The sequence below is a fragment of the Advenella mimigardefordensis DPN7 genome, assembly GCF_000521505.1.
GTDB lineage: Bacteria > Pseudomonadota > Gammaproteobacteria > Burkholderiales > Burkholderiaceae_B > Advenella > Advenella mimigardefordensis.
Genome location: NZ_CP003915.1, coordinates 2,131,178 through 2,142,360, shown reverse-complemented (window position 1 = coordinate 2,142,360; position 11,183 = coordinate 2,131,178). Strand labels below are relative to the sequence as shown.

Below are 11,183 nucleotides of genomic sequence, written 5' to 3'. Positions count from 1 at the left end.
CAGGCGACGGCTGGTAAATGCAAGGGCTGCACTACCGGCTTGTGCGTATCAGCAGGCAATACGCTGCACGCGGCTGACGCAGACGCGAAATGCTCAGGAATGAATTGATGGATAAAAGAAAATGAAGCTCGCATACCTGGGGCTGGCGGTTGAACAATCGTGCAAACTTCATTGTTCAACCTGTCGCCCGGTACTGCAAGACGGACGTGATGTATTGATCAGTCAGGAATCAGGCATGGATCAGGCATGGATCAGGCATGGATCAGGCACGGATCAGGCACGGATCAGGCAGTTGATGAGGCGGGAAAGGCTGGCAAGCGCGGCAGCACCCGCCGGGCTGTGGCACCGGTAGTTTGGGCAATGTCCTGCACCGGCAGCTCTCGTAATTGCGCCAGCACCTGTGCAATAGCAGGAATCTGCTCCGGCGTATTACGGGGATGCGCGTCATGCAGCCAGGCCGGAGGGATATCCGGGGAGTCGGTTTCCAGCACCATATTCGATAGCGGAAGACGACTGGCCAGCCGACGGATCTGGTTCGCGCGCGTAAAGGTCATTGCACCACCAAACCCCAAAGCAAAGCCCAGATCAACGAAATGATCCGCCTGCTGATCGCTGCCATTGAAGGCATGGGCAATGCCGCCAACGCCGTTGTAGCGACGCAGATATTTCAGAATCACGTCCTGAGAGCGACGCACATGCAGCAACACCGGCAAGTGATGCTCGCGTGCCAGCTTCAACTGCTGCTGGTAAAAATACTCCTGACGCTCCCGCAGCGGCCCCTGCACCAGATCTTTCACGAAAAAGTCCAGACCAATTTCACCGATAGCGACAAATCGCGGATCGTTCAGCGATCGCGCTACTTCCTGCGCCAGAATCTCCAGATCTTCATCGGCGGCCTGTGCCACAAACAAGGGATGAATCCCCAGTGCATAGTAACCACCGGCAAACGAGTGAGCCAGTTGCCGAACCGTGGAAAAATTACAGCGGCCAATCGCAGGAATGACAATCTGCCCGACGCCGGCCTGTTCAGCGCGTGTGATGACGGCCTGGCGATCATCATTGAATTCGGATGCGTCGAGATGACAATGCGTATCAATAAACATGACCTCTCCTTCGCCTGGCGAAACGCTGCAGGCGATTATGCCGCCTGCAATACGCCCCGTTCCATGACTAATTGCCGGTCGGCCAGCGCCGCCAGCTTGGCATCATGCGTCACAATAACAAACGCCGTTTTGAATTCGGCGTTCATCTGCTTGAGCAAGGCAAACATACTGGCCGCGGTTTCACGATCCAGATTCCCTGTCGGTTCGTCGGCCAGTACACATACCGGTCGCGTTACCAGCGCGCGCGCCAATGCCACACGCTGTCGCTCGCCACCGGACAATTGCCCAGGTGTATGGTGAATGCGTTCTTTCAGACCGACGCGCTCCAGAACGGCCTCGGCCTGGGAACGCGCCTGCTTGCGATCCATGCGCCGCACAATCAGCGGCATGGCCACATTGTCCAGCGCATTGAACTCGTTGAGCAGATGATGAAACTGGTAGACAAAGCCCAGGCTTTCATTACGAATATGACTGATCGCCTTTTCTGACAGCGCATGCGTTTGCTGGCCATTGATCAGAATCTGGCCCGAGGTAGGCTTGTCCAGCAAACCCAGCATGTGCAGCAGTGTACTTTTGCCCGAACCGGATGCGCCAATAATGGCGACCATTTCGCCCGCAGACACCTGCAGCGACACGCCCTTCAGAATATCCAGGCGCGCATTGCCATCATCATAGTATTTCACTACATCGCGCGATTCCAGTGCATAGGTGCTTTGTTGGATGGAGATATTATCCGGCTTAATCATGACGCAGCACCTCGGCAGGTTGCAGACGGGAAGCCCGCCAGCTTGGGTAAATCGTAGCCAGCAGCGACAGCACCAGCGACGTGATACCGATCAGGCCGATATCGTTCACTTCGGGATGCGACGGCAGCGTGCTGACAAAGTAAATACTGGGATCCAGGAAATGGATACCAAACAGGCGCTCAATGAAAGGGATGACCACATCGATATTGTAGGCAACCAGACAGCCAAACAACACGCCCAGGAATGTGCCGATAAAGCCGATCAGAGAGCCTTGCACCAGAAAAATCTTGCCGATCTGGAAGGGGCTGACGCCCAGAGTACGCAAAATGGCAATATCGGACTGCTTGTCCTTGACCGCCATCACCAGTGAAGACAGCAGGTTAAAGGCAGCAACCGCAACAATCAGCACCAGAATCAGAAACATCATGCGCTTCTCGGTTTTGACCGCAGCAAACCAGGTTCGGTTATCCATGGTCCAGTCACGCGCCACCACGCCTGGCGGCAGTGAATTGGTCAATTGCGTTGCCACCTCGGGCGCACTGATCATGTCACGGATTTTCAACCTGACACCGGCAGACCCCACATCACGGAACAGCACGGCCGCATCTTTGACCGAGACAAAGGCCATATTGGAATCATATTCATAATGCCCGGATGAGAAAATACCAGACACGGTGAACTGGCGCATGCGCGGAGAAAAGCCCGAAGGATTGATCGAGCCTTGCGGTGTCATCAACAACAGCGTATCGCCCACATTGACCCCCATATACTGGGCCAGATTAATCCCGATTACCAGTTTAAAACTACCTGGCTCCAGGGTCTGGAGCGAGCCCCTGATCATTTGCTGCGGCAATTCCGACACGTTACCTTCGTTTTTCGGATCTATGCCACGGATTTCCACGCCTTTGAGCACGTCCCCACGCGCCAGCATACCCCCTGCTGCCACAAAGGCCGAAGCCCCCTGTACTTCCGGATTCTCTTTGGCCTGATCAGCCAGCTTTTGCCAGTTGTCCGTGACCGCAACCGGGTCCTCATTGGGCACAACCAGCTGGATATGCGGCAACACCGACAGCATGCGATCGCGCACATCAACCTGGAAACCATTCATGACCGACAGCACGATAATCAGCGCAGCTACGCCCAATGCAATGCCGACCATGGAGGTGCCTGCGATAAAAGAGACAAACCGATCGCCTTTCCTGCCCCGACCACGCGTGCGTGTCAGGCCGGCGTACCGGGCACCAATCCATAATTCAAAAGGTATTTTCACGTATATTGATCTTTACAAAGACGATCATTCCAGCCTGGAACAACAATAATTAAAAATATATTTCGTATATCTATCATGCAGTTACCGCGCAACCTGCCAATTCAGAGAACAACGACAGGGGCAACAAGCAGTCATCAAGTCCCCGATGATATCTGAAAACCACTATGGCTGACAGGCAAGGCATGACACGCCCATAAGATTATATTTCAGTGTATTTTGTTCCGTTTGATCTGAATACGTAACATTGATAGTCGTTACCGGGTATGACTGAATACGCAAGGCGGGTGTGCCGCCCCTCCGGCAAGGGCTATGCCAATCCCCTCAACCAGGCCTGGCTGGGAAATAACGAACTGCACTGGCCCGGAACGGAAATGATTTACCTGGGCAGAACGAATTCAACCCGCCGATTTTTTGCACGTCCTGACGGATTGTCCTTACCGTCGATGTCATTTTCAGCCACAGGTTCGGCTTCGCCGCGCCCCTGCGCTCTTATCCGTGATTGCGCCACCCCTTCTTTGACTAAAAACACCGCCACAGATTCAGCGCGTGCCTTGGACAGTTTCCGGTTGTAGGTATCACTACCCCTGGCATCCGTATGCCCGATTACTTTAACCACCTTTACCTTACTATCGTTGATAATCGTGCTGATATCCTTCAAGGTTGCCTGAGCCTTCGGCGATAAATTCGCGCTATCGAACGCAAACAGAATATCGCTGGCAACGGACAGAACCGTGCCGCCATCGGCCTTGCGCACGGAAATGCGGCCATTTTCTTCGATAAGCTTTTGCGCATTCTCGGACAAATCGCTGGTTGCCGCATTCAAATCAGAAGAAGCAACCTGCAAATCGAGCACCTGAGGTACCAGATCCAGAATGTACTGATTGGAATCGTCATCGGTTTGCGCGCTCGCTGCGCCCGACATGACGAGCGCCAACACCATCACGGAGCGCCGCCCGAAACGGGTGAGATAAATGCGCCGCATTGGTTCATTCACCCGTCATTGAGAACGGACCCAGCGGCTCGATATTCGGCAGGAATAACATCAGACTCTCGCCCTCCGGTGGCGCAGGAAAAGTACCATACCAAATGCCGCGCAATTTACCCTTGTTGGACAATACCAGCTTTTCCGGCGCTAACGGTTTGCCTGCTGAATCTTTCAGCAGAAGATACTTTTTATCTCCAGCCAGAAGGTAAAAATCATTCTCGTACGCGGCTTTATCCAGACGCGAATACAGCACGCTAATCTTTTTTGCATCCGGGTCTGTTTCCATGAAGCGCACTTTGACTGTGACGCGATTACCCGTTTTTACAACCGAAGTCAGCTCTGCGGAGATACCGCCGTCGGACACCAGCCCGCTAGCCAGCGAATTTTGCTTGGCTTGTGGCGCAGCCGTTTGCGAAAAAGACGAGAGTGGAAGTGTGGCTGCAATAAGTAAAGAAAGCGAAGTGACGACAGTGCGAAATTTCATCTGATAGTAGTCCTCGTTGGTCAGTCGGGTGGGTATCGGTTTCGGGGGATCAGGGTATCGGGATAGGTGCAGCAAGAAAGGTAAGCAGTAAACAGTCGCCACCCATACGCCGATTATATTGATGCGCCTGTTGCCATATCGCTATATGGCAACAGCGTGACAATTATTACATCTGTATACAACCTTACGAAGAGCTGCATACAGGCGTGCTCGCACCGACGACCTCACATCATTTCATTTGTGATCACGCATTTATCATCCATTTGGCCGCTGTTTCTGTCCATCATAGACAATCGAATGAGTCGTCTGCACCCCTATTGCTCGGGTGAGAGCGGATTCGATTGAGCCACATTACCGCAACCGAAACAGCAGGCGGCGCACTCTTTAACAGCACGAAACGCCATGATTCCAGCCCACACCCGGGCTTGATTTTCTCAAACATGACCACATATGGAAAATGAGGGACGACAGGTGATCCCATATAAGTGACGGCGACCAAAATCAACAATGTACCGCCTCGCTTATATCAGTTCATCCGGAGGTCTCTATGAACCACATTGAATCAGTAAGCGTACTTTATGAATATGGCCAGCCTGGCGTCAAGTTTCATTATGAAAACGGTCAAAGCCGTACATTGCGCGACGACGAAGCCGAACAGTTTATTGCACTGGTTGAAAAACAGCGTCATCGGCAGGACATTGATTTTCTGAATACGCCACGCATTCGGCGTTACGTGGCCAATCAGTATTTCCATTAATATCAGGGCAACTGCCGACAGCAGCATACGCTGCACAGTCGGCAGCTCTGGAGCACAGAAAACCGGTTTGGCGCAGCTTTCGTGTCAGGCATGCTCTGCCCCTGTGTGCCACAGCCAGGACGGCAAAAAGGCGGCATTGATGGCCATTGCCATCGGTGTCATTCCGTTCCCGTTTGCCTGCTGCAGATGAAGTCGCCGGGTTATACTTGCCGACAAAAGTTACTTTACATAAAGGCCTGCTTTGAAAATACCTGCCCTGCCCTTTACCGTCACCGATTGGGAAAACATACCGGCTACCGAACACCCGGGCGAGCACGGCACGGCGTTATGGCGCACACTGAATATCGGAGATATTCGCGTGCGCATGGTCCAGTACTCACCGGGTTATCTGGCCGACCACTGGTGCGATCGCGGACATATTCTGTACGTTCTGGAAGGCGAACTGGAATCACAACTAAAAGATGGCCGCACATTTACGCTTACCGCCGGTATGAGCTATCAGGTCTCGGATTTCGGTGACGCCGCCCATCGCTCCTACACCCGTACCGGCGTCAAGCTGTTCATCGTGGATTAACCATAACAAAACCCACATGGCACAACAGCACTGGCGAATGCTGAAACCTTTTGGTGACTGGCAACCAGACGCTGCGGGCCACCGCTTAGCCGTTATAATGGCCTGATCGGTCACTTTCCTGACGTTTTCTACGCGCCCTGCTCCCTTTGCCTACTGTTGCACAGAACGTTCAGTCACAGCGGCAAGCAACGGCGCCTTAAGTATATCCATGTCCCAAGCGATTTCATTTTCAGTATGCCCTGATCAACCAGATGCCCCGGTGCAGCAGCGAACCGCGGCGTTCATTTTAAGCGTGTGTCCGGCATGCAGTTGATCATTTCCGGGGCGCTGCCCCCTCAATCCTTGGCCGACGAGACCGCTATCCATCTGGAAAAAACGGCCACGCTGCTGCGTCGATTGTTTGAATATGCCACGCCGCATAATCACCCTGCCGATCAAGACCTGACTGGCTGCACACCGTACGAAGCCTGGCTGGTGCAACGCTATCAATTTGCACCCGTTGCTGATCAGGCCCCCTGTGCTGCCCTGGCGCCGATTCTGGTGCCGGACGCACCAGCCGCCGCCCCTGTCTGGCTATTTCAGCTTGCCCACTTCGGCCTGAGCAACAGCGGCGCGCATATGCTGACCGCAAGTGACATCGCTGTAACCGAGAAGGAAAGCCAGGCCCTGTATGAAAGCGCGGCCGAGATCTTTACAGATACCCCGTTTACGCTCATCGGCAACCGCCCTGAAGGCTGGCTGGTCGCTGTACCGGCGGGTTTCAGCTTGCCATCACGCAGTCCGGCACTGATTGCCAGCGCCGACCTGGCACACGTCTGGCCTCAGGAAGAGGACTACAAACCCTTGCGCCGACTGCTCAGCGAACTGCAGATCGCATGGCACCATCACCCCGTTAATGAAGCGCGACGCGACAGGCAAATGCCGCTCATTAACGGTGGCTGGCTGTTTGGCGGCGCCACGCCAGCGCAACTGTCTGCGCCTGCAACGCCCATGCCAATCGTCATACGCGACCTGGAAGCGGCTCATCGGCAACGCCAATGGGGCCAATGGCTGGCGCTATTGCCTGCAGTAGAGCAAAAAATTGCAGGTGAACTGGCAACAGCCCTCAACCCTCAAGCCAGCGGCAACCCAGTTACCCTGCCAGTCAATCTGATTCTGACCGGTGACAACCGATGGGTCTCGCTTACCCTGGAACCCACACCAGCACTGCTCAAATGGCTGCCTGGTAAACGCAAGCAATGGAAACAATGGTGGTCTCAGTAAAAATTACAGCCCGTTCGGTGAATCCGGACTACGAAAAGCAACTGCAGGAAAGTGGCATTCACAGTTTGCTGGCGCGCCTGTGGGCCGCGCGCGGCGTGACTTCGTCCGAGCAAACGCGCCTATCCTGGGCTGACCTGATCAATCCGTCCGAGCTCAATCAGGCCGGCACCGCGGCATCTATCCTTGCCGATGCCATCGCTGCCAGAAAAAAACTGCTGATTATTGCCGATTACGACTGTGATGGCGCCACTGCCTGCGCAGTCGCCCTGCGTGGCCTGCGGGCATTTGGCGCAGATGTGGACTTCCTGGTGCCAAACCGCTTCGAAACCGGCTATGGCCTGTCACCTGCCGTAGTCGAACTCGCCAGCAAGCATCACGCAGGCAAGCCAGATATGCTGATCACGGTGGACAATGGCATTGCCAGCATCGAAGGGGTACAGGCTGCCAACAACCTGGGCATGCAGGTATTGGTAACTGACCATCACTTACCGGGAGATGCTCTGCCACAGGCCATTGCGATTGTGAACCCCAATCATCCTGAATGCCAGTTTCCGTCAAAGAATCTGGCCGGTGTCGGCGTCATTTTTTACGTCCTGCTGGCGTTGCGCGCGGAGTTCCGCCGCCGTGGCTGGGTCGATGCCAAGGCAGGCCCCAGGCTTGATGCGCTGGCCGATCTGGTCGCACTGGGAACTGTCGCCGATGTGGTCAGGCTGGACGCCAACAACCGCCTGTTGGTCTCCCAGGGATTGAAAAAAATTCGGAGTAACCAGTTGCAGCCCGGCCTCAAAGCCCTGTTCCTGGTCGCCAGCTGCGATCACCGTGAAGCAACGGCACTGGATCTGGGTTTTCGCATTGGCCCCCGAATTAACGCCGCCGGCCGCCTGGCCGACATGAGTATTGGGATCCGCTGCCTGACCACCGATGATGAAGCGGAAGCGCTGGCGCTGGCCCGCGAACTGGATACCATGAATCATCGGCGCCGCACCATCGAACAGGATATGAGCGAACAGGCCCAGGCCAGCCTGGAGGCGCCGGAAAAAGCCCGCAATGCGACCGTCTGCGTTTTTCATCCGGACTGGCACCAGGGCGTGGTAGGCATCGTAGCATCACGACTGAAAGAAAAATTCTGGAAGCCAACGCTTGCTTTTGCCCCGGGAGATCCAGGCGAACTGCGAGGCTCAGGGCGATCCGTACCCGATGTCCACTTGCGCGATGTACTGGATCTGGTTTCCAAAACCCATAGCGGCATGATTCTCAAGTTCGGTGGCCACGCCATGGCTGCCGGGCTGACGTTGCGTGAAGAGGCGTTCGCCGATTTCGAGGAAGCCTTTGATCTGGCCGTGCGCCGCATTAGCGGTAAAGACAGCTTTGAGCCCCTTATCGAAACGGATGGGTCGCTCGACCCGCTCTTTACGACGGCTGAAGTGGCCGGGATGTTGCATCAGCATGTATGGGGTGCAGGCTTTCCCCCGCCACTATTCCGGGATACGTTCAGGGTGCTGAATCAGCGCCTGCTCAAGGAAAAACACCTCAAATTGCGCCTGGAACGCATGAACCAGCAATACGATGCGATCTGGTTCAATCACGCTGAAGCACTGCCGGAATATACCGATCTTATCTACGAAATAGCGCCCAATGCCTGGAATGGCGTTGTAAACGTGCAACTGATGGTACGTCACGCCGAGCCTGCTGTCTTCTAAAGACAACACAGGGTCACGCCATTTATTACGATTGCTATCAGACTAACGGTTTTCCGGTATTCTTGTTACAACGTTTACCGGCTCGACAAGGGGTGAGGCCGCTAATTTGTTACGCTGCCATTTTTATATTTAGCCAAAATCACATATGAAATTTAACCGTACGCTTCTGCTTGCCCTTCTGGCTTTAACCGCCTGCACCACAACCGGCACGCCCGGACAGCATATCGACGGCGTAGTCGGTACGGTCGGTGGCGCCTTCGGCAATGTTTCCGGTCAGCGACCTGCACACTGACCCGTACATCCGCAGCCTTAATCGAGGCAGCCGGACGTAGAACAAGTTTTGCAGCCAAAGAACGGCATTCGCTCAGCCATGAGGGTCTGGTGCGCTAAAATAAAGGGTTAAGCAAAATTACACAGCAAGGGAATAACACGCATGGAAGCAGAACGTCAAAACCAACTCGCCGCCCGTCTTGAAGACTACGCTGAGCGCGAGGACGCGCTTCGGAGGTATCTTTGACGTCGAATCCAAATCGGAACGACTGCAGGTAGTCAATCTGGAACTGGAAAATCCCGACGTCTGGAATGACCCCGAAAAAGCCCAGGATCTGGGTCGGGAGAAAAAAACGCTGGAAAACGTCGTCCTGGTCCTGGACGAGCTCCGGCAAAACATCCGCGATACGCAAGAGCTGTTTGAACTGGCCGGTGCCGACGATGATGATGCGACACTGCTCGCCATTGAAGAAGATGCCGATGGCTTTGGCAAGATCATCGACGACTTCGAATTTCGCCGCATGTTCGCCAACCCGGCCGATCCGCTCAATTGCTTTGTCGATATCCAGGCAGGCGCCGGTGGTACCGAAGCCCAGGACTGGGCCTCTATGCTATTGCGCCAATATCTCAAATATTGCGAACGCAAAGACTTCAAAACCGAAGTACTGGAAGAGTCAGACGGCGACGTCGCCGGTATCAAATCAGCCACGATCAAGGTAGAAGGCGAATACGCATTCGGCTATCTGCGCACCGAAAGCGGCGTGCACCGGCTGGTGCGCAAAAGTCCGTTCGACTCCTCCAATGGCCGTCACACGTCCTTTGCCAGTGTCTATGTGTACCCGGAAATCGATGACTCCATCGAGATTGAAATCAACCCTGCGGATTTGCGGGTCGATACCTACCGTGCCAGCGGTGCGGGGGGGCAGCACATCAATAAAACAGACTCAGCCGTGCGAATCACCCATGCGCCCACGGGCATTGTGGTTCAGTGCCAGAATGACCGTTCGCAACATCGCAACCGGGCTGAAGCCATGTCCATGCTGCGCTCCAAACTGTATGAACTGGAAATGCGTAACCGCCTGGCGGAACAACAGAAGCTGGAAGACGCCAAAACGGAAGTGGGCTGGGGGCATCAGATCCGCTCTTATGTGCTGGACAATAGCCGCATCAAAGACCTGCGTACCAACGTTGAAATCTCCAACACCCAGAAAGTGCTGGATGGCGATCTTGATCCGTTTATCGAAGCCAGTCTGAAACAGGGAGTCTGAGATGAGTGGTGGAACTATTGCAATCGTTACCGGCGCCTCGCGTGGCCTGGGCGCGGCACTGGCCCGCCAGCTGGCGGGCAGCGTGCAGCAACTGATTACCGTATCGCGCAACATCGACCCGCAAACACAACAATTGGCTGACGCCTCAGGATGCCAGCATGTTCATTACGGTCACGACCTGTCAGATGTACAGCATATCGAGGCAGCCGCGTTAGGCATCTTCGCCCAGCTGGATCAGACGGCAAGCCGTTACCTGCTCATTAACAATGCCGGCTCACTTGGCCCTGTCGGGCAGTTCGACACGCTGAAAGATGCGCATGCGATCTCCGATACGTTCAATTTGAATGTAACCAGCGCCATGTTGCTCACCACCGCTCTGCTGCGTGCAACCCGCAAGCTGGACGCCGATGTACGAGTGGTCAATATATCTTCGGGCGCCGGACGCTCACCCACCGCTGGCTGGGGTGTTTATTGCGCCACCAAAGCAGCGCTGGATATGTACACACGTGTCGCCCGTCTTGAAGCGCCGCAAGCCAAACTGGTTTCGCTGGCTCCCGGGGTAATCGACACGAATATGCAGGCAACCATTCGTTCAGCCAATACAGATGATTTCCCCGATCTGGCACGCTTTAATACACTGAACGAAACAGGTGCACTGCGCAGCCCGGAAGCGGTGGCCGCAAGTATTCTCCAGTATGTCAACAGCAAGGACTTTGCCAGTAAAGAGCTGGATGACATCAGGCAGTACAGTTAGCAAACCGGC

The 11,183-nt window shown here is 54.8% G+C and carries 12 protein-coding genes; 7 read left to right on the top strand and 5 right to left on the bottom strand.

All coding sequences use genetic code 11. From position 1 onward, the window contains the following. Window positions 1–284: 284 nt before the first annotated feature. From MIM_RS09875 to MIM_RS22100, 5 genes are all read right to left on the bottom strand, one after another. Window positions 285–1,103 carry a TatD family hydrolase gene (locus tag MIM_RS09875; RefSeq protein ID WP_025372590.1) on the bottom strand — a complete coding sequence of 273 codons (819 nt, stop codon included), beginning with the start codon at window positions 1,101–1,103 and terminating at the stop codon, window positions 285–287. Between the two features lie 35 nt (window positions 1,104–1,138). Continuing rightward, the gene (gene lolD, locus MIM_RS09870) at window positions 1,139–1,849 is read right to left on the bottom strand and encodes a lipoprotein-releasing ABC transporter ATP-binding protein LolD (RefSeq protein WP_025372589.1); all 711 of its coding nucleotides are present in this window, start codon (window positions 1,847–1,849) and stop codon (window positions 1,139–1,141) included. After that, complete coding sequence (locus MIM_RS09865) at window positions 1,842–3,074, bottom strand: lipoprotein-releasing ABC transporter permease subunit (RefSeq protein WP_025372588.1); 1,233 nt, start codon at window positions 3,072–3,074, stop codon at window positions 1,842–1,844. The genes lolD and MIM_RS09865 overlap by 8 nt, the downstream gene beginning before the upstream one ends. A 421-nt stretch (window positions 3,075–3,495) precedes the next feature. Beyond that, entirely contained in the window at window positions 3,496–4,101 is a 606-nt protein-coding gene (locus MIM_RS09860) for an OmpA family protein (protein ID WP_025372587.1), read from the bottom strand. Between the two features lie 4 nt (window positions 4,102–4,105). After that, window positions 4,106–4,588: a hypothetical protein gene (locus MIM_RS22100; RefSeq protein ID WP_025372586.1), complete on the bottom strand. Its 483-nt coding sequence runs from the start codon at window positions 4,586–4,588 to the stop codon at window positions 4,106–4,108. A 547-nt stretch (window positions 4,589–5,135) separates the two neighbouring features. On the opposite strand from MIM_RS22100, the gene MIM_RS09850 reads away from it, so the two are divergent. The 7 genes from MIM_RS09850 to MIM_RS09825 all read left to right on the top strand — a co-directional run bounded on the left by MIM_RS09850 (window position 5,136) and on the right by MIM_RS09825 (window position 11,174). Further along, complete coding sequence (locus MIM_RS09850; protein ID WP_025372585.1) at window positions 5,136–5,345, top strand: hypothetical protein; 210 nt, start codon at window positions 5,136–5,138, stop codon at window positions 5,343–5,345. Between the two features lie 241 nt (window positions 5,346–5,586). Then, entirely contained in the window at window positions 5,587–5,919 is a 333-nt protein-coding gene (locus MIM_RS09845) for a DHCW motif cupin fold protein (RefSeq protein WP_025372584.1), read from the top strand. 303 nt (window positions 5,920–6,222) lie between these two features. Continuing rightward, window positions 6,223–7,182, top strand: coding sequence for a hypothetical protein (locus MIM_RS09840; protein ID WP_042070184.1), 960 nt, complete (start codon window positions 6,223–6,225; stop codon window positions 7,180–7,182). Further along, window positions 7,170–8,882 carry a single-stranded-DNA-specific exonuclease RecJ gene (recJ, locus tag MIM_RS09835; RefSeq protein ID WP_025372582.1) on the top strand — a complete coding sequence of 571 codons (1,713 nt, stop codon included), beginning with the start codon at window positions 7,170–7,172 and terminating at the stop codon, window positions 8,880–8,882. The genes MIM_RS09840 and recJ overlap by 13 nt, the downstream gene beginning before the upstream one ends. A gap of 145 nt (window positions 8,883–9,027) precedes the next feature. Beyond that, complete coding sequence (locus MIM_RS23205; RefSeq protein ID WP_158318720.1) at window positions 9,028–9,174, top strand: hypothetical protein; 147 nt, start codon at window positions 9,028–9,030, stop codon at window positions 9,172–9,174. A gap of 141 nt (window positions 9,175–9,315) precedes the next feature. Further along, window positions 9,316–10,420 (top strand): peptide chain release factor 2 gene (gene prfB, locus MIM_RS09830; RefSeq protein ID WP_144084624.1). Its coding sequence is split into 2 segments (ribosomal slippage): window positions 9,316–9,396 and window positions 9,398–10,420, totalling 1,104 coding nucleotides; the frame shifts between segments, so codons are not numbered across the junction. A 1-nt stretch (window position 10,421) separates the two neighbouring features. Further along, window positions 10,422–11,174: an SDR family NAD(P)-dependent oxidoreductase gene (locus tag MIM_RS09825; protein ID WP_025372581.1), complete on the top strand. Its 753-nt coding sequence runs from the start codon at window positions 10,422–10,424 to the stop codon at window positions 11,172–11,174. The last annotated feature ends 9 nt before the right edge of the window (window positions 11,175–11,183 follow it).